The organism is Streptomyces sp. A0592 (genome assembly GCF_004795115.1).
GTDB lineage: Bacteria > Actinomycetota > Actinomycetes > Streptomycetales > Streptomycetaceae > Streptomyces > Streptomyces erythrochromogenes.
Genome location: NZ_SSBM01000012.1, coordinates 1 through 19,578, shown reverse-complemented (window position 1 = coordinate 19,578; position 19,578 = coordinate 1). Strand labels below are relative to the sequence as shown.

Here is a 19,578-nt window from a genome sequence, read left to right as displayed (position 1 = left end):
CCACGCTGGGCAGCACGCCGAGGAGCGGCCCCCCGCTGTGCGGGGGGCCGCTCCCGATGGCTCTGGCGAAGGGTTACTGCGCGACCTTCAGCAGCTTGTTCTCCGTGCCGGAGGAGGGGTTCTTGATGGCCCCCTTCGTCGCGGCCCCGGTCAGCGCGGCGGCCGTGTCGGCCGGCGTCGCGGACGGGTTGGCCGCCAGGTACAGGGCGGCGGCGCCCGCCACGTGCGGGGAGGCCATCGAGGTACCGGAGATCGTCTTGACGCCGGTGTCACTGTCGTTCCAGGCCGACGTGATCTCCGAGCCCGGCGCGTACAGGTCCACCACCGAGCCGAAGTTCGAGAAGTCCGACTGCTGGTCGTCCTCGGTGCTGGAGGCGACCGTGAGGGCTTCGGGCACCCGGGAGGGGGAGCCCTGGCCGGCGTCGGAGGACTCGTTGCCGGCCGCCACCGCGAAGCTCACGCCCGCGTCGATGGCCCGCTTGACCGCCGCGTCCAGCGCCTCGTCGGCGCCGCCGCCGAGGCTCATGTTGGCGACGGACGGCCCGGAGTGGTTCTGCGTCACCCAGTCGATGCCCGCCACGACCTGCTCGGTGGTGCCGGAGCCGTTGTCGTCCAGCACCCGCACCGCGACGATCTTGGCCTTCTTCGCGACGCCGTGCGAGGTGCCGGCGATGGTTCCGGCCACGTGCGTTCCGTGGCCGTTGCCGTCGTCGGCGGTCTCGTCGTTGTCGATGGCGTCGAAGCCACTGGTGGCCCGGCCGCCGAAGTCCTTGTGCGTGGTGCGGACGCCCGTGTCGATGACGTAGGCCGTCACCCCCTCGCCGCCGCCGTCGGGGTACGTGTACTTCTGGTCGCCGGCTGTGGCGGCCTGGTCGATCCGGTCCAGGCCCCAGGACGGAGGCTTCTCCTGGGTCTCGTTGATGGTGAAGCGCTTGTTCTGCACGACGGTGCCGACAGCCGGGTCCGCGGCGAGCCGCTTGGCCTCCTTCTCCGTCAGGCCGGAGGCGGAGAAACCGTTGACCTTGGAGCCGTAAGCGCGCTCCAGCTTGCCGCCGTACTTCTTCGCCAGGTCCTCCTTGTTCGCGGATGCGTCGAGGATGACGACGAAGCTGCCGTCCACGGCGCCCGGGGCGCCGAGGCCGTGCACAGTCCCTTCGGCCGGTGTGGCCGCGCCCGCCAGGGGGCTCGCAAACAGGCCCGCGGCGACCGCTGTTGCGGCTCCCGCTGCTATCGCCGTGTTGCGAAGGGCTTTGGATCGCTTGTGAGTTGCCATGAAGAGGGTTCTCCTCGTGTTGACGTGTGGGGCGTCAAACGTTCTGTAGAACCCTGTTCCGATTGACAGGAGCAAATCAAGGGCGAACCGGGGGTAAGGACTTGTTCAACAAGGTTTCTTAATAGCCCCTCCACACCTCCTCCATCTCGCACACGCGTTCTCACGAACTCCCGCGTGTAATAAGCACGTTCTTTCGGCGGCCGGGTCGCGGCTGTCCCGCGAGGGCGGCCGCGTAGCGGGCGAGCCCCTCCGCGCAGGCTCCGGCCCACCCGACATGGCCGTCGGGACGGACCAGGAACACCCCGTCCCCGTACGCCTCGTACGAGGGGATCCGGACGGTGCGGACCGCCGCGAGCCCCGGGAACCCGGACAGGTCCGGCAGGTCGCGGCCGGGGGCCGCGGCGTCGCCGACGGCCAGCAGCGTCCAGTGCGCCCCGCGGAACTCCTCGAACAGGCGGACGCCGCCCCGGATCCCGTCCGGTGCGCGGTCGCCTGCCCGCAGGGCTCCTTCACCCAGGTCCGCACGGGTCTCCACCGCGAGGGAGCAGCCCCGGTAGCCGAGGCCGAGCTGCCGGGTGGCGGCGCCGCGCCGGGCCTGCCCGCGGTGGATGCGGGTGGACAGGCCGAGCATGTCGGCGGCAACCGGCAGCCGCTCCTCCTCGTAGGAGTCGAGCAGCGACTCGCGGGCTCCCCCGCGCAGTACGGCCGCCAGCTTCCAGCCCAGGTTGTAGGCGTCCTGGATGCTGGTGTTGAGGCCCTGCCCGCCGGCGGGCGAGTGCACGTGCGCGCTGTCGCCGGCGAGGAAGACGCGGCCGTCGCGGAACCGGTCGGCCATGGCGGCCCGCGGCCGGAAGTCCGAGGCCCAGCGCACCTGCGTCACGTCGCCGGGTGCGAGGTGGGAGCGGGCGGCGACCAGGGCGCGGATCCCGTCGAGCGAGAGGTCGGGCTCGACGCCCTCTTGGAACTGCGCGACCGCCTGGAAGTCCTCCGTTCCGGCCAGCGGACAGATGGCGAGGAAGCCGGCGCCGCCGGCCGGCGGGAAGACGTGCCAGTTGTCGCGGTCGAGGCCCGTGATGCGGAGGTCAGCGACGAGCATCGGGCTCGGGTCGACCGTCTCGCCGGTCATGCCGATGCCCAGCGCGCGTCGCAGGGTGGACCGGCCGCCGTCCGCGGCCACGGCGTAGCGCGCGCGGACGGGCGCCCCTTCAGCGAAGGCGACCGTCACCCCGTGCGCGTCCTGTTCGACGCCCGTCACCTCCCGGCCGAAGGCGACCTCGCCGCCCAGCTCCGCGAGCCTCGCGGCGAGGATCTCCTGCGTCCGCCACTGCGGCACCATCCAGGGGCCCGCGTACGGGGCGCCCTCGTCCGCGGCGACGTCGTCGAACATCCGGTGCTCGCCGACGCGGACGCCGTCCTGCCAGACCATCCCGACCGGGTAGGGGGCGCCCGCCGCCCCGATCTCCTCGTACACGCCGAGGTCGTCGAGCACCTCCAGGGTGCGGGGCTGGAGCCCCTTGCCGCGCGACCCCGGGAAGAGGGAGCCGGACCGCTCGACGACGAGGGCGTCGACTCCGCTGCGTGCGAGGTCGACGGCGAGCGCGAGCCCGGTGGGGCCGGCGCCGACGACGAGCACGTCCGTGCGCTGGATTGACATATTCACGACACTCTCCTTAACGCTGTTAAATTCAGCCGCCGCCAGCATGCATTTAACGCTGTTAAACTGTCAAGCGTGGCAACTCGGAGACCCCCCAAGCTGGACAAGAAGCAGGCCGTGGACACCGCGCTGCGGCTGCTGAACGACGTCGGCCTCGACGGACTGACCCTGCGCGCGATCGCCAAGGAGCTGGACGTCCAGGCGCCGGCCCTCTACTGGCACTTCAAGAACAAGCAGGAGCTGCTCGACGAGATGGCCACCGAGATGTACCGGCGGATGGTCGCCGGGCAGCGGATCCCGGCGGACGCCTCGTGGCAGGAACGGCTGACGATCGCCAACACGGGACTGCGCGCAGCCCTGCTCGGCTACCGCGACGGTGCCAAGGTCTACAGCGGCTCCCGCTTCACCGGCACCGACCACGCGGTCCAGATGGAGGAGAACCTCCGGGGCCTCGTCGAGGCCGGATTCGGCCTCCCCCAGGCCGTCCGCGCGCTCACCACGGCCTACTACTTCACGCTGGGCTTCGTCACCGAGGAACAGGGGGTCGAGCCCCTCCCGGGCGACCGCCGCGACGGCTACGACCCGGACGAACGCGCCGCGCGGATGGCGGATTTCCCCCTGGCGGCGGCCGCGGGCGCGGAGCTCTTCCAGGACTTCTCCTCGGGCTTCGAGGAGAGCCTGCGCCTGCTCGTCGCGGGCATCGAGGCGCGCTACGGCATCTCCTAGACCCGTGCCGCCGCCAGGCGGGACAGGGCGGGCGGACCCGGGCCCGCGCGCGACGGGAGCCCGGACGCGCAGGAGCGGTCCGGGACAGAAGTCCCGGACCGCTCCCTCACGGCACCGGCGCGCCGGTCCTTACCGGTCAGATGACGCCCTGGGCCAGCATCGCGTCCGCGACCCGCTCGAAGCCGGCGATGTTGGCGCCGGTGACGTAGTCGCCCGGCGCGCCGTAGCGCTCGGCCGTCTCGTGGGCGACGGCGTGGATCGACCGCATGATGGCGGCGAGTTCGTCCTCCACCCGCTGCGCGCTCCAGGCCGCCCGGCCGGCGTTCTGGCTCATCTCCAGGGCGCTGACCGCGACCCCGCCCGCGTTGGCGGCCTTGCCGGGCCCGAACGCGACCCCGGCCTCCTGCAGGATCCGTACGGCCTCGGGCGTGGTCGGCATGTTGGCACCCTCGGAGACCGCCTTGACCCCGGCAGCGACGAGCGTACGGGCGTCCCCCGCCTCCAGTTCGTTCTGAGTGGCGGAGGGGAAGGCGATGTCCGCCGGCACCTCCCAGACCCGGCCGCCGGGCACGAAGCGCGCCGAGGACCCGCGGCGCTCCGCGTACTCGCTCACCCGCCCGCGCTCGACCTCCTTGACCTGCTTGAGCAGCGCGAGGTCGATGCCCTTGTCGTCGATGACGTAGCCCTGGGAGTCCGAGCAGGTCAGCGGGTTCGCGCCGAGCTGCTGGAGCTTCTCGACCGTGTAGAGCGCGACGTTGCCGGAGCCGGAGACCACCGCGGTCAGCCCGTCCAGCGACTCGCCCCGGACCTTCAGCATCTCGGCGGCGAACAGCACGCTGCCGTAGCCGGTCGCCTGCGGCCTGATCGCGGATCCGCCCCAGCCCTGTCCCTTGCCGGTCAGGACGCCGGCCTCCCAGCGGTTGGTGATGCGCCGGTACTGGCCGAAGAGGTAGCCGATCTCGCGGCCGCCGACGCCGATGTCCCCGGCGGGGACGTCGGTGTGCTCGCCGATGTGCCGGTGCAGCTCGGTCATGAAGGACTGGCAGAAGCGCATGACCTCGGCGTCCGAGCGGCCGCGCGGGTCGAAGTCGCTGCCGCCCTTGCCGCCGCCGATCCCCAGGCCCGTCAGGGCGTTCTTGAAGATCTGCTCGAAGCCGAGGAACTTCACCACGCCGATGTCCACCGAAGGATGGAAGCGCAGGCCGCCCTTGTACGGGCCGAGCGCGCTGTTGAACTCGACGCGGTAGCCGCGGTTGACGTGGACCCGGCCCCGGTCGTCCTGCCACGGGACACGGAAGACGATCTGCCGCTCGGGCTCGGTGAGCCGCTCCACCAGGGCCACGGCCGGATCGGCGTACTCGGGCCGGGCGGTGAAGACCGGGGCCAGCGTGTCGAGGACCTCCCGTACCGCCTGGTGGAACTCGGGCTGTGCGGGGTTGCGGCGCTCGATCTCGGCCCGCAGTGCTTCCAGCCTGTCCTTCGAGTCCTTCACGTATGTCCTTCCAGGTCGATTCCGAATTGCGGCGCGCAACGAACACGCGCTTTCGGAAGAGTTCTTCCAGAGGGCGGCCCTTTCGCGGAGGCTACCGCGCACGGTGCCGCTCTGGGGAAGGCTGCTGCCCTGCGGACAAAAACCGCGGACGGCAGGCGCCTCAGCCGTCGCTTCCGGTACCCCGATCGGGTGCGCTCATGTCCCCGGTCGCGGGAACGCCGTCGGCGAGGCCGTAGCGCAGGTAGACGGTGCCCTTCGGACCGGCGGCCGGGGGTTCGAGGAGCGTGAGGTTCGTCGGCACCTCTCCCCCGTCGAACACCTTCTTCCCGACGCCGAGCACGATCGGGTGCACCCAGAGGTCGAGCCGGTCGAAGAGCTTCTCGCGCAGCAGGGTCTGTACGAGGTCCAGGCTGCCGACGACCTTGATGTGCTCGTGCCGGTCGCGGATCTCCCGCACGGCGCCGGCGAGGTCCGGGCCGAGCAGGCTGGATCCGGCCCAGGCGAGGTCCGGTGTGCCGCGCGAGGCCACGTACTTCGGGACCCGGTTGAACAGCGTGGCGATGTCGTCGTCCTGACCGCCCTCCTGGTGGGGCCAGTGGGCGGCGAAGATGTCGTAGGTCCGCCGGCCGAGCAGGAGGGCGTCGGTGCCCTCGTACGCGGCGCCGACCTGCTCCCCGGCGGTCTCGTCCAGCAGGGGCGCCTGCCAGCCGCCGAACGGGAACCCCTCCGGGTCCTCGTCAGGGCCTCCCGGCGCCTGGCCGACGAGGTCGAGGGTCGCGAACAGCTCGATGTGGATGAGTCCCATGACGTGCTCCCGGTGTCGGTTCTTCCTCCGTCAAGGAATAGACCGGCGGGAGCCCGCGGACTCATCGGCGCGACGGAAACCGGTGCTGCGGAAACCGGTGCGGCGGATGTCCGCGCGGGGTCACCGGCGGGTCATGAGTCCGATGCCGTGTTCGAAGCGCTCGTCGAAGGAGGCGTCGGCGAGGTGCGCCCCGACGCGGCTCAGGGCCGGATACCCGCCGGGAGCCAGGGCCGCGGCCAGCACCTCGCCCTGGGCGCGGTCGGCGGCCTGCTCCTCCTGGGCCAGGCCCAGCACGAAGTAGACGATCGACCAGCAGGTCCAGGCGGCCTCGCGGTCGCCGAGTCCGCCGGCCAGCAGCGCCTCGACTGCACCAGCCCGCTGTTGCGCGTGCGCCGCATGACCACCACCCGCGACGGCCGGCCGGTCGAGTGGTCCGACGACCGCTACCGCTCGGACGCGGTGGGCTTCAGCATCCACAACTCCATCGGCAGCAACCCCCTGGCCCGCCGCACGGGCCCGGCCCTCGACGACGCCTGAGCCGCTCCCTCCTCCGGCTCAGGCCGGGGTGAGGGCGGCCGCGCCGAAGGAGGCGTCGAAGCGGTCGCACCAGATGCTGACGCTGGTGCAGTCGGCCAGATTGACGTCCCCCGGGACCGGGTAGTTCTGGTCCCCCTTGTTGCCCTTGAGCTCGCCGAGGCTGACGTGTTCGCCGTCGTCGAAGACGCGCCGGCCCGCCACGCCCTCCTGCACTGGGGCGTCGGTCAGCACACCCTCAGGTCCGGGCCGTTGCTGGTGTCCAGCCCCTCCAGGCGCAGGAAGCGCGAGCCGTCCCGCAGCTGGATGATCTTCACTTTGCCCGTGGTGGTGTGCTCGTGGCTGATGAGGTCGCCCGTGGCGAGCGTCCGGGGTGCGGCGGGCCCGGCGGAATCCGAGGGCCGCGCGCTCGGCGCCGCACTGGGCAGGACCTCGCTCACCGCCTGCTCCTGCCACAGCTTCCACGGTTCGAACCAGTACAGCCCCACGCCCACCAGTACGGCCACCACCGCCACCACGGCCGCCGCGGCGATCAGCAGCGGCCGGCGCCGACCGCCCTCACGTCCCACGTCGCACTCCTCGGTCGTTCGTCGCGCGGTTCGGCCGGCTGCGGTACGGCGAACCCTACGATGTCCGTTATGCCCGGTACGGTCGCCGTCGATCCCCTCACCCCGTCCGTCGGCGCAGGGCTGCGGTCCGGCGCCCGGCTGGTGATCTGCGCCGCGGTGCCCTGGTACCTCTGCCTGTGGTGGGGGACGAGCACGGCGCCCGTGCCCGCCGCCCTGCCGGCCGTCCTGATCCTCCGTGAGGACGTGTACGCGGCGCCGCGCCTGGCGTGGGAGCGCCTCCTGGGCGTCTTCGTGGGCGTGGCGCTCAGCACGCTCCTCCTGGACCGGCTGCCGCCCTCGTCCCTGTCCTTCCTCGCCGTGCTGGTGTGCGGTTGCGCGGGCATGTACCTGCTGGGCCGGCGCGGGTCCCCCAACCAGCAGGTCCTGATCACCGCGCTGATGATCTACGCCACCGCTCTCCCCGGGTACCCCCTGGCGCGCCTGGCGGAGACCCTGGTCGGCATCGCCGTGGTGGTGCTGCTCGGACCGCTGTTGTGGCCGCCGGACCCCTACCGGTCGGCCGCGGAGGGCCTCGACGCGTACCGGGCCGGGGTCGGGCGCCTCCTCGACGGGGTGGCCGGCCGGCTCGCCCGCGGCGGGCCGCCCGCCGCCCCGGATCCGCTGCCCGAGGGGGCGCAGCTGTGGCTGCGGCCGCAGGCCTGCCGGGCCGCCTTCGACCGGACCGCGCGCCGTCGGCGGACCCGCACGCCGCCCGACGGGCTCGACGGGCGGCTGGGCCTGGCGGCCCGGAGCGCCGTGACCCTCCAGTGCTTCACGCAGGAACTCCAGGAGCGGGCCCGCGGCCCGGCCCCGGACCCTTCGGCGGCGCCCGCACCGTCCGCGCCCGATCCCGCGCTGCGCGACATCGCCCCGCTGGTCCGGGCGACCGCGCTGGCCCTGGACGCCGCCCTGCGGGGCGCCGCGTTCGCCGCGGAGCTCGACCGGGCCCGCGGCCTGGACCTCGCCCACCGCTCGGCCCATCCCACCCGGCACGACGCGGTCCTGCGGGCGGGCCTGCACCTGACGCACGAGGCCCTCAGCGACCACCTCGCGGCCCGCCGCTGACGGCGGTCCGCTCCGCCGGGACCGACCGCGGCAGCAGCAGCGGGGTGGCCAGGGCGAGGACGCCGGCGATCGCGATCGCGGCGCGCGGGCCGGTGACGACGGCCAGCAGGCCCCACAGGGCGGTCAGCGCGGCGATGGCGGCCTTGCCGGAGACCGACCAGGCGAGCAGGGTGCGGGCGGCCCGGTCGGCAGGGGTCCGCTCCAGCCGGCAGGTGGCCAGCACCGGGTTGAAGACGCCCATGCAGGTGATCAGCCCGCATTCGACGGCCATGACGAGCACGAGCCCGGACGTGCCGGGTCCGGTGAACGCCAGCCACGGCAGCCAGCAGGCCCGCAGCGCCCCCGCGGTGAGCATGACCCGGTGCCGGCCGAACCGCTCGACGAGCCGCGGCGCCAGCCGGGAGCCGATCAGGCCGCCCACGCACGGCACGGCGAAGGCGAGTCCGTACTGCCAGGGCGCGAACCCGAGCGGGCCGAGCATGAGGACGGCCAGCAGCGGCGAGGTCGCCATGATCAGGCCGCTGACCAGGGCGGTGTTGAGGAACAGCGGGCGCAGCACGGGGTCGGCCAGGATGTGCCGCCAGCCTTCGAACAGGTCGCCCGGCCGCAGGCGTTCACGTGGTCCGGCGGGGGCGGGGCGCGGCTCCGGTGCCCCGATGGCGCGGATCCCCGCCGCCGAGAGCAGGTGGCTGACCGCGTTGGCCATGACGGTCGCCACCGGCCCGAACGCGGCGATCGCGGCCCCGCCGAGCGGCGGTCCGAGCAGGGTGGCGGTCCACGTCGTGGATTCGAACCGGCCGTTCGCGACGAGCAGGTCCTGCGGCGGGACGATCTCCTTCAGGCAGGCGCCGCCGGCCGCTGTGAAGGCGATGCCGGCCGCGCCGACCACGACCGAGACGACCAGGAGCTGGGCGAAGGTGAGCCCGCCGAGCGCGAACGCCACGGGCACGCTGGTCAGCGCCGCGAACCGGACGAGGTCCATGGCGACCATCACCGGCCGCTTGGGGCGGGATTCCACCCACGGCCCGAGCGAGAGGGCCAGCACCGCGCCGATCGCCGGCCCCGCGGCGGCCAGCAAGGACACCTGGGTCGTGCCGGCGTGCAGCACGAGGATCGCGATCAGGGGGAACGCGTCGAAGGCGAGCCAGGTGCCGAGCGTGCTGACGGCGTACGAGGTCCACAGCCAGCCGAACCGCCGGCCCAGCGACCGCCCGCCCACCATGATCAGTCCGCCCCGCTCTCCGTACGGACGACCTCGTGCCGCCCCTGGGATCAAAGCGAGCCGTGCACCGGCGGTCAAACCGGCAGGGCCACCGGTTCCGCCGGGTTCCGGCGGGCCGGTGGCCTCGTCCTCGCGGTGTCGGGGCGGGCGGGCGGGTTACGGGGCCGGCTGCTGCTGGGTGACGCAGTGGATCCCGCCACCGCCGGTGCCGAGACGGTCGATGTTGAGCTGTTCGACGACTCGGCCGGGGAAGAGCCGGGTCAGCGTGGCCTTGGCCGCCTGGTCGGCCCGGGTGTCGCCGAACTGGCCACTGATGACGGCGCCGTTGCACACGTAGTAGTTGGCGAAGGAGGCGAGGAAGTCGGGGTTGGTGGAGCGGATCTTGTAGTAGTCGGGGCCCTGGAGCCGCTCGACGGACATCCGGACGCCGCCCGCGGTCGTGGCGCCGGACAGGATCTGGTACTGCTGGCGCGCGTCCTTGGCGTAGACGTCGTTGTCCGAGGCCAGGGGCGTCTGGACGAGGGCCTTCCCCGGGGCGAGGAAGCGGGAGGTCGCGTCGACGTGGTCGTCGGTGATGTCCTGGCCGACCACTCCGTCGAACCAGATGACCTTGGTCGCGCCGTAGGCGGTGCACAGCGCGGCCTCGATCTGCGCCTGCGACGTGTTGGGGTTGCGGTTGCGGTTGACGAGGCTGCTGCGGGTGGCCATCAGGGTGCCCGCGCCGTCCTGCTCGACCGCGCCGCCCTCCCCCACCAGGCCGGCGGCGGAGAAGGGGACACCGACGTGGGCCGCGATCCGGCCCGCGACGAGGGCGTCCTTGGCGTGGGCCTGCTTCTTGCCCCAGCCGTTGAAGTTGAGGCCGACCGCGTCCAGGCCGCCCGCTCCGTCGGTGCGGAAGACGGGTCCGGAGTCGCGCATCCAGCAGTCGTCCACGGGGATGGTGGTGATGACGGTGACGGTGGAGCCGCACATGGAGCGGGCCTTGGCGGCGGAGGCGGAGTTGGCGCAGAGGTAGACCGGTTCGTACGTGGCGATGGTGCGGGCGATGAGCGCGATGTCCGACTGAACGCCGCCGAGCTTGCTGCCCCAGATGGAGCTGCTGTCCGGCCAGGCCATCCAGGTGCGGGTGTGGCGGACGTCCTCGATCGGTACCCGGAAGGCACCCGCCGCCGCGGGGGCCGGGCGGGCCGCGGCCCGGGCCCGCCCCTCGGCCACCGCGAGGGTGGCGGCCGCGGCGGTGAGGCCGGCGGCCGTCAGGAACCGGCGTCTGTCCATGCCCGCACGGGGCGGGTTGGCTGCGTGATCGTTCATGAGGGGTCTCCTGGTGGGGGTGAACTCCGCGAACTACCCGCGGCGACTGCGGGGTTGACCGGAAAGCTAAAACTGGCCAAGCGCTCGGTCAATACTTAGGACGGGGGCATTCCGGAGGATCCGGGAAAGCCCCAGGTCGCGACACGCGGGCTCGTTAGAGTGACGCCATGGCAGCTTCCGCGAAGGACTCCCCGGACCCGTCGGCTCCGCCCGCACGCACGGGGCGGCCCCGCGCCTCGGCGAAGGGCGAGCAGACCCGGGCACGGCTGATCACCGCCGCGCGGACGCTGCTCGCGGGCGGCCTCGGCGAACGCTTCACCACGCGCAACGTGGCCGCGCTGTGCGGCGTATCGCACGGGATGTGCCACTACCACTTCCAGGACCGCACCGATCTCGTCCTGGCGGTCGTCACGGACATCCGCCCGGAGTGGATCCTCCCCCTGGAAGAGGCGGTCGCCGCTCCCGGGGCGTTCGCCGAGCGGGCCGAGCGGGTGGTCGCGCTGCTCTCCCGGCCCGAGGGCGCCGAACTCTCCCACCTCCATTCCGCGTTGCACTGGCACGCGCTGAACGACGAGCGGGTGCGGGAGAGCCTGGAGGCGGAGTACCGGCGCTGGCGCCGCTGTTTCGTCACTCTCTTCCAGGTCCTGGCCGACGAACGGGACGCGGGCCCGGGCCGCGGCCGTGATGTCGACCCCCTCGCGCTGGGCGAGGCCGTGGCCGCCGCCGTGGACGGCCTGGCGGCCGCGGAGTCGCTCGGCTCCGAGGTCGACTCCGGGGCGGTGCTGCGCACCCTGATCCGTACGCTCGCCGCCGGCGCCTGACCCCTGCGGGGTGCCGTGCGGATCACACCGGATCGGGGGGCGCCCACAGGGCCCGGCGGGCGGCCGCGATCGCCCGCGGGTCCCACCCGGGGCGGGGCACCGACTCCAGCAGCAGCCGGGTGTAGGGATGAGCGGGCGCGGCGAGGACCTCCTCCGTGCGGCCCTGCTCGACGACCGCCCCGTGGCGCATCACCACGATCTCGTCGGTCACGCACCGCACGACTCCGAGGTCGTGGGTGATGAAGAGGTACCCGATCCCGGTCTGCTCCCTGATGTCGGCCAGCAGGTTGAGGATCTGCGCCTGCACGGAGACGTCGAGGGCGGCGACCGCCTCGTCCAGGACGAGGACGGCCGGCTCGACGGCGAGGGCCCGGGCGATGGCGACGCGCTGGCGCTGGCCGCCGGAGAGCTGCCGCGGCAGGGCGTCGGCGGCCCGGGTGCCCAGGCCGACCTGGTCGAGGAGTTCGGTCGCGCGCCGCGCGTGGTCGCGCCCGGGGAAGTGCAGCCGGAGGGTCTCCCGCAGGGCCGCTCCGACCCCGGTGCGCGGGTCCAGGGAGAGGTAGGGGTCCTGGAAGACCATCTGCACCTCCCGGGCGCGGGCGAGCCGCGCCGAGCGCCCGCCGGCGCGGGCGTGCCCGGTCCGGGACCGGCCGCGCACCAGGACCTCTCCGGCGTCGGCCCGCTCCAGGCCGACGACGATGCGGGCGGTGGTCGTCTTGCCGGAGCCGGACTCGCCCACGACGCCGAGCGATCCGCCCGCGGGGAGCGCGAAGCAGACGTCGTCCACGGCGCGGACGGCGCCGAAGGTGCGGCGCAGCCCCCTGGCCTCCAGTACGTTCTCAGGCATCGACGGCGCTCCCTTCGAGCAGGCCGCTGTGGTGGCAGCTGGCCCGGTGGTCCGGCCGGTCCGGGGCCGCGGCCGGCTGCGGGGCCCGCTGGTCGCAGACCTCCGTGGCCAGCGGGCAGCGGGTGGCGAAGGCGCAGCCGTGCAGCGGCTCCCGCAGGTCCGGCGGCTGTCCCTCGATCGCGGCGAGCCTGCCCCGGGGGCCCTCCATCCGCGGGGTGGAGGCCAGGAGGGCGGCCGTGTACGGGTGTCGGGGGCGCGCGAAGAGGACCTCGGCGGGCCCGGTCTCCACGATCCGCCCGGCGTACATGACGTAGACCCGGTCGCTGATGGCGGCGGCGAGGTCGAGGTCGTGGGTGACGAAGAGCAGGCCTGTGCCGAAGCGTTCGCGCAGGGCGGCGAGGAGGGCGACGACCTCGGCCTGGCTGGTGACGTCGAGCGCCGTGGTGGGCTCGTCGGCGAGCAGGAGCGCGGGGTCGCCCATGAGGGCGGCCGCGATCACGACGCGTTGGAGCATGCCGCCGGAGACCTGGCCGGGGTACTTGCGCAGGACGGACTCGTCCAGGCCCACCGCCCCCAGGAGTTCCACGGCTCGGGCGGTCGCGTCCGCCCGGCTCGTGGCCCCGGCGAGGGTGACGCTCTCGGTGAGGAAGTCGCCGATGCGGCGCAGCGGGTTGACGGCGGCGCGCGGGTCCTGGAAGACCATGGCCGCCGAGCCCGCCCGTACGGCGCGCAGCCGGTCGGCGTCCATCGTGAGCACGTCCTCCCCGGCGACCCGTACGGCGCCCTCGACGACCGCGCCGGGCGGCAGCAGGCGCAGGGCGCTGCGGGAGGTGAGGCTCTTGCCGGAGCCGGACTCGCCGACGAGGGCGACGGTCTCGCCCGCGCCGACGCTCAGGTCGACGCCGTCGAGGACGGGCCGGGCGGTCCCGGGCAGGGTGACCCTGAGGCCTTGGATGTCGAGGGTGTGCACCGGTTGCGTGGGGTTCATCGGTCTCTCCTGGCGACACGGTCGGCCCACCGCTCGCCCACCACGTTGAAGGCGACCACGGTCAGCACCATGAAGGCGCAGGGCAGGATCGCGGACAGCGGGTAGCCGTGCTGGATGGCCGTCTGCCCGTCGAAGACCATGCGGCCCCAGTCGGGGGTGAGCGCCGGTACGCCGAGCCCGAGGAAGGACAGCCCGGCGAGGTCCATCAGGGCGTAGCCGAAGTTGACGGTGGACTGGGCGAGGACGACGGGGGCGATGTTGGGAAGGATGTGGCGCAGGCAGATCTGCACGGCCGAGTGGCCCTGCACCTGGTAGGCGCTGACGTACGGCCGGGAGCGTTCGGCCAGGACGAGTGAGCGGGTGAGGCGGCTGACGTACGGCAGGTAGGCGACGGCGAGCGCGATGACGGGGGCGAGCAGTCCTTCGCCGTACACGGAGATGATCAGGATGGCCAGCAGCATGCCGGGGAAGGCGAAGACCAGCTCCGTGCTGCGGGAAAGGACGGAGTCGAGCCGGCCGCCGCGCCAGGCGGCCGCCATGCCGACGGCGATGCCGGCGACGGTGGAGAAGACGACGACGCCCAGCGGGCCGAGCAGCGAGGTGCGGGCGCCGAGCAGCAGCCGGGAGAGGGTGTCCCGGCCGGCGGCGTCCACGCCGAGCGGGTGCGCCGCCGAGGGGCCGGCGAGGGCGTTGCCCAGGTCGACGGCGTTGGGGTCGTAGGGCACCAGGAGCGGTGCGAGCAGTGCCGCGAGGACGACGACGGCGACGAGCCCCAGGCAGAGGAGGTGGAGCGCGGAACCGGTGGCGCGGATCCGGGACAGGCCGGGGCGGCGGGTGAGGACGGCGGTCATGCGGCGCCCTTCCTGGATCCGAGGGTGACCCGGGGGTCGACCAGGGGCAGCAGCAGGTCCACGACCAGGTTCACGATCATGAACAGGGCGACGATGATCAGGGAGACGGCCTGGACGGTCGGGAAGTCCTTGGTGGTCGTGGACAGTTCCAGGAGCTGGCCGATGCCGCCGATGCCGAACGCGGTCTCGACGAGGATGGTGCACACGAGGAGGGTCGAGACGATGAGTCCGCCGGTGGTCAGGACCGTCCCGAGGGAGTTGCGCAGCACGTGGCGGCGGATGACCTGGCGTTCGGGCACTCCGCGGCTGCGGGCGACGGTGACGTGTTCGCTGTCGAGGGCTTCGAGCATGGCGGAGCGGGTCACCCGGGCGAGCATGCCGGTCAGGTAGAGCGCCAGGGCGATCGCGGGGAGGGTGAGGTGCCAGAGCATGTCGCCGAGGCCGTCGCCGGCCCCGCTGCTGGGGAACCAGCCGAGCTGCACGGCGAAGAGGCCCTGGAGCAGGACCGCCGCGACGAAGGACGGGGTGCCGACGGCGAACGTCGTGGTGACGAGGATCGCCGAGTCGGCGGCCCCGCCGCGGACGGCGGCGATCCGGCCCAGGAGCAGTCCGACCGCGACGACCAGCACGAGGGCCATGGTGATCAGCAGCAGTGTCACGGGGAGCCGGTCCGCCAGGAGGCGCGAGACGTCGGTGCGGTAGGTGATCGACCGTCCGAAGTCGCCCTGCAGCACGCCCCCGAGCCAGCGGAAGTACCGTACGAGGAAGGGGTCGTCCAGGTGGTACTGGGCGTTGATCGCGGCCAGGGCCTCCGGGGAGGCGGACCGACCGGCGAGCAGGAAGCTCGCCGGGCTGCCCGGTGCCAGGTACATGGCACCGAAGACGACGAACGAGGCGGTGAGGAGGGTGGCGGCCATCTCCGCCGCCCTTCGCACGGCGAACCTGGCGAAGCTCACTGAGCGGCCCCCACGTCGGCGGCCCACGGGTGGTACATGTAGGAGATGGTGGTGGGCGCGCCGGTGATCCGCTTGTTCATGAAGAGCGCGGTGGGCCATTCGGAGACGGGGATCCACAGCAGCTGTTCGGCGGCGTGGCGTTGGAGCTTCGCCTCGATGTCCATGCGCTGCTCGGTCGGGTAGGCGGCGGTGGCCTGGTCGACGAGCCGGTCGTACTCGGGGTCGCTGTAGCCGGCGAAGTTCATGTAGGCGCCGGTCTTGAAGTTCTGCAGCAGGTCGAGCGGGTCGGTGATCGAGTCGTAGTAGGTGAGCGGGAACATGTCGATGCCCTCGCGCGCCTGCGGGTCGGTGAACAGCGCGGTGAACGCGTTCGGGGCGATGGTCTTCAGCCGTATGTCCAGGCCGATCTGCGTGCCGGCCGCCTGGACCGCGGTGGCGAGGAGGGAGACGTCCTGGCCGATGGAGCTGGTGGCCACGGTGAGGGTCTTGCCGGTGGCGCCGGCCTCCTCGACGAGGGCCTTGGCCTTCGCGATGTCCTGGCCGGTGGGCGGGAGGCGGTCGAACGCGGCCTTCAGGGTGCGTTCGGGCGCGGCGGCCCAGGCGGCCCGGGTGGTGAGGGAGTTGGTGACGGTGCCGGCGCCGCCGAGTCCGGCCTTGACGAATCCGGTGCGGTCGAGTGCCAGGGACAGGGCCCGGCGGACGCGGACGTCACCGAGGGGGCCCTTCATGTCGGTGATGTTGACGTTGACGGTGCTGAGGCCCTCGCCGAAGTAGAGGGTGCCGATGCCGGCGGCCCGCAGGCGGGCGTAGCTCTCGGTGGGGATCAGGTAGCCGCCGTCGACCTCGCCGCTGAGCATGGCGTTGGTCCGGGCCGACGGGTCGGTCATGAAGCGGAACACGGCCTTCTTCGACTTGGCCCTGGTTCCCCAGTAGCCGTCGAAGCGGTCGAGTTCGATCGACTGGCCCTTGTTCCACGTGCCGAGGGTGAAGGGACCGGTGCAGGCGAGGCCGCCGGGGGTGCCGTAGTCCTTGCCCGCCGCCTCGACGCCCGCCTTGGAGGCGACCACTCCGGCGGCGGTGGCCATGTACTGCGGGAACTGCGAGTCGGGCTTCTTCAGTTCGACGGTGACCTGGAGCGGTCCGGTCTTGGTCACGGAGGCGACGTTCTGGAAGACCTGCGCCCAGGCGGCCGCGTTGTCGGGGTCCGTCTGGCGGCCGAGACTGAAGACCACATCGTCCGCGGTCATCTCCTTGCCGTCGTGGAAGCGCACGCCGGGGCGGAGGTCGTAGACCCAGGTGGTGGGCGCGGGGTTGGAGGCCCTCTGGGCGAGGCCGGGCTCCGTGGTGAGGGCCGGGGTCCAGCGCATCAGGCTCTCGCACACGTTGGACAGGACGGTGTTCTGGGGGTAGTCGAAGGCCATCGTGTAGTCGAGGGTGGGCGGTTCGGCGTAGACGGCCCAGCTGAAGGAGTCGATCTCACCGCGCGCGGGCGGCGTGGAGACGGAGAGGTGGGTGTCGGTGACGGCGCCGCCCTCGTTCCCGGGTGGGCCCGAACAGGCTGCGAGCAGGGAGAAGGTGGTCAGGACGGCGGCGGTGACGGCCGCTGCACGGCGGCCCGGCCGACGGTGGGGCCGTCTGCTCGTGCGGGGTGTGGTGGTGTTCATCGTCGCGCTCTCTTTGCCGTGAGGGATGCGGGGGGAGGAGCGGGCGGACCGCCGGGGCGGTCCGCTGGGAACGTTCGGTGCCCGGTCAGCCGGCGTCGGCCGCGCGCCGTGCGGCGACGGGGATCTGCTGGGTGATGCAGTGCACGCCCCCGCCGCCGAACGCGATCGCGAGCGCGCGTACGCCGACGACCTTGCGGCCGGGGTGGGCGGTGGCGATGACGGCGAGGGCGTCCTCGTCCTGGTGCAGTCCGGCCACGGGGACGACGACGCCGCCGTTGGCAACGTAGTAGTTCAGGTAGGAGACCTCGATCCGGCCGTCGGCGAGGTCCGCGAAGGCCGTCTGCGGTACGTCGATGATCTCCAGGCGGCGGCCCCGGGCGTCGGTGGCGGCCTCGAGCACCGCGCGGTTCGCACGCATCCGGGCGTAGTCGGGGTGGGTGGGGTCGGACGGCAGCGAGACGACGACGGTGCCGGGCGCGGCGAACGCGCACACGCCGTCGACGTGGCCGTCGGTCTCGGTGTCGAGGAGGCCGCCGTACGGGAGCCAGATGACCTTGGTGACGCCGAGGCGGGCCTTCAGCTCGGCCTCGATCGCGTCGCGGCCGAGGCCGGGGTTGCGGTTGGGGTGCAGGAGGCACTGCTCCGTGGTGATGAGGGTGCCCTCGCCGTCGACGGTGATCGCTCCGCCTTCGAGGATCATGTCGGAGGCGATGCGGTCGACCCCGAGGTGGTCCAGCAGCAGGGTGCTGATCCGGTCGTCGGCGTCGAACGGGTGGTGCTTGCCGCCCCAGGCGTTGAAGCGGAAGTCGACGCCGGCGCGGTTGCCGTCGGCGTCGAGGACGAAGAGCGGGGCGGAGTCGCGGAACCAGGAGTCGTCGAGCGGCAGCTCGATGACGGTGAGGCCGACGGTGTCGGCGCCGCAGTGGGCGCGGGCGTCGTCGCCGTGGCCGGGCGGGGCGACCATCGTCACGGGCTCGAATGCGGCGATGGCGCGGGCGACGTTCGCGTACTCCTCCTTCACGCCGGCCAGCACGCTCCCCCACAGGTCCTCGCGGACCGGCCAGGCCATCAGGCAGCCCTCGTGCTCGGACCACTCGGCGGGCATACGGTATTCAGACATCAGGTGTCCCACTTCTTTCGTTGGCAGAGTCTTCCACCGGACTGAAAATTCAGTCAAGAGTTCGGGCGGCAGTGCGGTCGGCCCGGGCGGCGAGAAGGGTGCGCGGCGGACCTTGCCGGAACAGGGCTCCCCAGCAAGGAGCGGGGCGAGCGGTCACACAGGCCGGCGGCTCGGGTTGCGCCCACTCTGGCATTGACTGAAAATTCAGTCAATAGATGGGGCGGCGAAAAGGGCAGGCCACCGGGGGGCGGGCCTGCGGGCGATCGGAGGGAAGGGCGGGCGGGTCAGCCCTGGCGGAGACCGGCCAGTTCGGCGTCGATGGCGCCGCTCATGAGTTCCCGCGCATGACCGATCCTGATGCCGCCGCTGAGCCAGCGCATGCTGAGCCCTTCGAGCAGGGCGGTGAGCCGCTCGGCGGCGGCGGCGAGCGACGACGCGGGCGCCATCGGGTGCACCTGGCCCAGCAGCGCGGCGACCTCCTGGACCCACACCAGGGTGGCCCTGGCCAGATCCTCGCGCAGGACCTCGTCGAAGACGGCGCTCGCCCGCAGTTCACCCCAGGCCGAGCTGTTCTCCCGCACCTCCACGGTGTCCTGGAGCTCCAGGAGCAGAGTCTCCTCCAGCTCCTCCCGGGGGGTGAGCGGAGGGTCGTCCGGGTCGCGGTCCGTGGTGTAGCGCTCGGCGCGGTCGTTGATGAACTCGAGGGTCTGGCGCAGAACCCCGGTGCGGTCCTTGAAGTGGTAGTAGATCAGGGCGGTCGACACGCCCGCCTCGGCCGCGAGTTCCTCCACGCGCAGCCCGCGGACCCCGCGCCGGGCGATCACCCGGGCGGCCGCTTCCAGGATCTGAGTGCTGCGAGACGCCATGGACCGCACCTTACCGGGGCGTTCCGGTGCCGGCGTACGCGGCCCGTCGCAGGCATCAGGGGGCGGGTGGAGCGGCCGGGTGGCACCGGACGCGTCCATGGGCCCTCCCAAGGGGAAGAGGCGGGATGACTCGGCATCCTCGCGGCTACTGAAAATTCAGTCAAGCAGTCCGGCGGTACTGGTCCGCGGCGATCGTGACGGAGCCGTCGGCGGACGCGGCGACCAGGCGCACGATCGCGATCTCGCCGCGGTCCGGGCTGCGCACGCAGAACGGCCGCGACCGGGCGAGCGCACCGAAGGGCAGGGCGGAGGCCGGACGGGTCTCGATGCCGCGCAGGCAGTCGGCCACCGTCAGCTCCCCGCCCTCGGCCACGAAGGCGTCCGAGTCCTCGGACGGCAGGAACGCCCGGCCGTCGCGCGCCAGGTACCAGGTGGCCGTCTCCGCGGCCACGACCTTCCCGGCCTTCAGGTCGAACTCGTAGCCGGAGTCGGGGGCGGTGAGCTCGGCCCGGGCGTAGCCGGGCACGTAGCCGGCGGAGGCGGAGGCCGAGGGGTCCGCGGGGGCGGAGGCTGCGGGCGGGCCGGACGGGGTGGCGGAGCTCCCGCCCGGGCCCCCCTCGCCCTCTGCCGGGCCGTCCAGGTAGTACACGGCTGCGGCGCAGGCCAGCAGGGTCGCGGCCACCGCCGCGGCGGCCGTCGGCAAGCGCCGTCTTCGTCGTGAACACCGGCGACAACCTCTCGGACACCGAGGGTGTCCCCGAGGTCCTCGACGCCC

18 protein-coding genes and 2 pseudogenes are annotated in these 19,578 nt (G+C 72.9%); 4 read left to right on the top strand and 16 right to left on the bottom strand.

Features of this window, described 5'->3' with window-relative positions:
- Window positions 1-73 precede the first annotated feature (73 nt).
- Both E6U81_RS18720 and E6U81_RS18715 read right to left on the bottom strand, forming a co-directional pair.
- Window positions 74-1,273, bottom strand: coding sequence for a S8 family peptidase (locus tag E6U81_RS18720; protein WP_136231244.1), 1,200 nt, complete (start codon window positions 1,271-1,273; stop codon window positions 74-76).
- Window positions 1,274-1,433: 160 nt separating this feature from the next.
- Window positions 1,434-2,927 (bottom strand): FAD-dependent oxidoreductase, encoded by a 1,494-nt coding sequence (locus tag E6U81_RS18715; RefSeq protein WP_136231435.1) that lies wholly within the window; start codon window positions 2,925-2,927, stop codon window positions 1,434-1,436.
- 75 nt (window positions 2,928-3,002) lie between these two features.
- Here E6U81_RS18715 and E6U81_RS18710 point away from each other — a divergent pair, with 75 nt between their 5' ends.
- The gene (locus tag E6U81_RS18710) at window positions 3,003-3,653 is read left to right on the top strand and encodes a TetR/AcrR family transcriptional regulator C-terminal domain-containing protein (protein ID WP_136231243.1); all 651 of its coding nucleotides are present in this window, start codon (window positions 3,003-3,005) and stop codon (window positions 3,651-3,653) included.
- A 136-nt stretch (window positions 3,654-3,789) separates the two neighbouring features.
- Here E6U81_RS18710 and gdhA read toward each other — a convergent pair whose 3' ends face one another.
- From gdhA to E6U81_RS39880, 3 genes are all read right to left on the bottom strand, one after another.
- Entirely contained in the window at window positions 3,790-5,145 is a 1,356-nt protein-coding gene (gene gdhA / locus E6U81_RS18705) for an NADP-specific glutamate dehydrogenase (protein WP_168714667.1), read from the bottom strand.
- Between the two features lie 160 nt (window positions 5,146-5,305).
- Window positions 5,306-5,950, bottom strand: coding sequence for a dihydrofolate reductase family protein (locus E6U81_RS18700; RefSeq protein ID WP_136231242.1), 645 nt, complete (start codon window positions 5,948-5,950; stop codon window positions 5,306-5,308).
- A 120-nt stretch (window positions 5,951-6,070) separates the two neighbouring features.
- The gene (locus E6U81_RS39880) at window positions 6,071-6,304 is read right to left on the bottom strand and encodes a TetR/AcrR family transcriptional regulator C-terminal domain-containing protein (RefSeq protein ID WP_276615814.1); all 234 of its coding nucleotides are present in this window, start codon (window positions 6,302-6,304) and stop codon (window positions 6,071-6,073) included.
- Between the two features lie 15 nt (window positions 6,305-6,319).
- Here E6U81_RS39880 and E6U81_RS18690 point away from each other — a divergent pair.
- Window positions 6,320-6,487 (top strand): annotated as a pseudogene (locus tag E6U81_RS18690) (UTRA domain-containing protein); the annotation flags it as partial.
- Between the two features lie 18 nt (window positions 6,488-6,505).
- Here E6U81_RS18690 and E6U81_RS18685 read toward each other — a convergent pair.
- Window positions 6,506-7,020: pseudogene (locus E6U81_RS18685) on the bottom strand (DM13 domain-containing protein).
- Between the two features lie 102 nt (window positions 7,021-7,122).
- Between E6U81_RS18685 and E6U81_RS18680 the strand changes: the two are divergent.
- A complete protein-coding gene (locus E6U81_RS18680; RefSeq protein ID WP_168714666.1) occupies window positions 7,123-8,157 on the top strand; it encodes an FUSC family protein in 1,035 nt (344 codons plus the stop codon).
- On the opposite strand, the gene E6U81_RS18675 is transcribed toward E6U81_RS18680, so the two are convergent.
- Window positions 8,129-9,379, bottom strand: coding sequence for an MFS transporter (locus E6U81_RS18675; protein ID WP_136231240.1), 1,251 nt, complete (start codon window positions 9,377-9,379; stop codon window positions 8,129-8,131). The two genes, E6U81_RS18680 and E6U81_RS18675, sit on opposite strands and share 29 nt — an antisense overlap.
- 156 nt (window positions 9,380-9,535) lie before the next feature.
- Window positions 9,536-10,690, bottom strand: coding sequence for an agmatine deiminase family protein (locus E6U81_RS18670; protein WP_136231239.1), 1,155 nt, complete (start codon window positions 10,688-10,690; stop codon window positions 9,536-9,538).
- A gap of 167 nt (window positions 10,691-10,857) precedes the next feature.
- On the opposite strand from E6U81_RS18670, the gene E6U81_RS18665 reads away from it, so the two are divergent.
- Window positions 10,858-11,511, top strand: coding sequence for a TetR/AcrR family transcriptional regulator (locus E6U81_RS18665; protein WP_136231238.1), 654 nt, complete (start codon window positions 10,858-10,860; stop codon window positions 11,509-11,511).
- A gap of 22 nt (window positions 11,512-11,533) precedes the next feature.
- Here the strand turns inward: E6U81_RS18665 and E6U81_RS18660 are convergent, their stop codons facing one another.
- From E6U81_RS18660 to E6U81_RS18625, 8 genes are all read right to left on the bottom strand, one after another.
- On the bottom strand, window positions 11,534-12,358 hold the full coding sequence (locus E6U81_RS18660; protein ID WP_136231237.1) for an ABC transporter ATP-binding protein: 825 nt from the start codon (window positions 12,356-12,358) through the stop codon (window positions 11,534-11,536).
- Window positions 12,351-13,346, bottom strand: coding sequence for an ABC transporter ATP-binding protein (locus tag E6U81_RS18655; protein WP_136231236.1), 996 nt, complete (start codon window positions 13,344-13,346; stop codon window positions 12,351-12,353). Before E6U81_RS18655 ends, E6U81_RS18660 begins: the two co-directional genes overlap by 8 nt.
- Window positions 13,343-14,197, bottom strand: coding sequence for an ABC transporter permease (locus tag E6U81_RS18650; protein WP_136231235.1), 855 nt, complete (start codon window positions 14,195-14,197; stop codon window positions 13,343-13,345). The genes E6U81_RS18655 and E6U81_RS18650 overlap by 4 nt, the downstream gene beginning before the upstream one ends.
- Window positions 14,194-15,153 (bottom strand): ABC transporter permease, encoded by a 960-nt coding sequence (locus E6U81_RS18645; protein WP_136231234.1) that lies wholly within the window; start codon window positions 15,151-15,153, stop codon window positions 14,194-14,196. The genes E6U81_RS18650 and E6U81_RS18645 overlap by 4 nt, the downstream gene beginning before the upstream one ends.
- On the bottom strand, window positions 15,150-16,817 hold the full coding sequence (locus tag E6U81_RS18640) for an ABC transporter substrate-binding protein (protein WP_136231233.1): 1,668 nt from the start codon (window positions 16,815-16,817) through the stop codon (window positions 15,150-15,152). The genes E6U81_RS18645 and E6U81_RS18640 overlap by 4 nt, the downstream gene beginning before the upstream one ends.
- 85 nt (window positions 16,818-16,902) lie before the next feature.
- Window positions 16,903-17,937, bottom strand: a complete 1,035-nt coding sequence (locus E6U81_RS18635) for an agmatine deiminase family protein (RefSeq protein WP_136231232.1) — start codon at window positions 17,935-17,937, stop codon at window positions 16,903-16,905.
- A gap of 284 nt (window positions 17,938-18,221) precedes the next feature.
- Window positions 18,222-18,803, bottom strand: a complete 582-nt coding sequence (locus E6U81_RS18630; protein WP_206309965.1) for a TetR/AcrR family transcriptional regulator — start codon at window positions 18,801-18,803, stop codon at window positions 18,222-18,224.
- 160 nt (window positions 18,804-18,963) lie between these two features.
- On the bottom strand, window positions 18,964-19,506 hold the full coding sequence (locus E6U81_RS18625; protein ID WP_136231231.1) for a hypothetical protein: 543 nt from the start codon (window positions 19,504-19,506) through the stop codon (window positions 18,964-18,966).
- Window positions 19,507-19,578 lie beyond the last annotated feature (72 nt).

Excerpts from the sequence above, each read along its gene's own strand:
- E6U81_RS18720 (WP_136231244.1), bottom strand. The coding sequence starts at position 1,273 with ATGGCAACTCACAAGCGATCCAAAGCCCTTCGCAACACGGCGATAGCA.
- E6U81_RS18715 (WP_136231435.1), bottom strand. The coding sequence starts at position 2,927 with ATGTCAATCCAGCGCACGGACGTGCTCGTCGTCGGCGCCGGCCCCACC.
- E6U81_RS18700 (WP_136231242.1), bottom strand. The coding sequence starts at position 5,950 with ATGGGACTCATCCACATCGAGCTGTTCGCGACCCTCGACCTCGTCGGC.
- E6U81_RS18680 (WP_168714666.1), top strand. The coding sequence starts at position 7,123 with ATGCCCGGTACGGTCGCCGTCGATCCCCTCACCCCGTCCGTCGGCGCA.
- E6U81_RS18675 (WP_136231240.1), bottom strand. The coding sequence starts at position 9,379 with ATGGTGGGCGGGCGGTCGCTGGGCCGGCGGTTCGGCTGGCTGTGGACC.
- E6U81_RS18670 (WP_136231239.1), bottom strand. The coding sequence starts at position 10,690 with ATGAACGATCACGCAGCCAACCCGCCCCGTGCGGGCATGGACAGACGC.
- E6U81_RS18665 (WP_136231238.1), top strand. The coding sequence starts at position 10,858 with ATGGCAGCTTCCGCGAAGGACTCCCCGGACCCGTCGGCTCCGCCCGCA.
- E6U81_RS18660 (WP_136231237.1), bottom strand. The coding sequence starts at position 12,358 with ATGCCTGAGAACGTACTGGAGGCCAGGGGGCTGCGCCGCACCTTCGGC.
- E6U81_RS18655 (WP_136231236.1), bottom strand. The coding sequence starts at position 13,346 with ATGAACCCCACGCAACCGGTGCACACCCTCGACATCCAAGGCCTCAGG.
- E6U81_RS18650 (WP_136231235.1), bottom strand. The coding sequence starts at position 14,197 with ATGACCGCCGTCCTCACCCGCCGCCCCGGCCTGTCCCGGATCCGCGCC.
- E6U81_RS18640 (WP_136231233.1), bottom strand. The coding sequence starts at position 16,817 with ATGAACACCACCACACCCCGCACGAGCAGACGGCCCCACCGTCGGCCG.
- E6U81_RS18635 (WP_136231232.1), bottom strand. The coding sequence starts at position 17,937 with ATGTCTGAATACCGTATGCCCGCCGAGTGGTCCGAGCACGAGGGCTGC.
- E6U81_RS18630 (WP_206309965.1), bottom strand. The coding sequence starts at position 18,803 with ATGGCGTCTCGCAGCACTCAGATCCTGGAAGCGGCCGCCCGGGTGATC.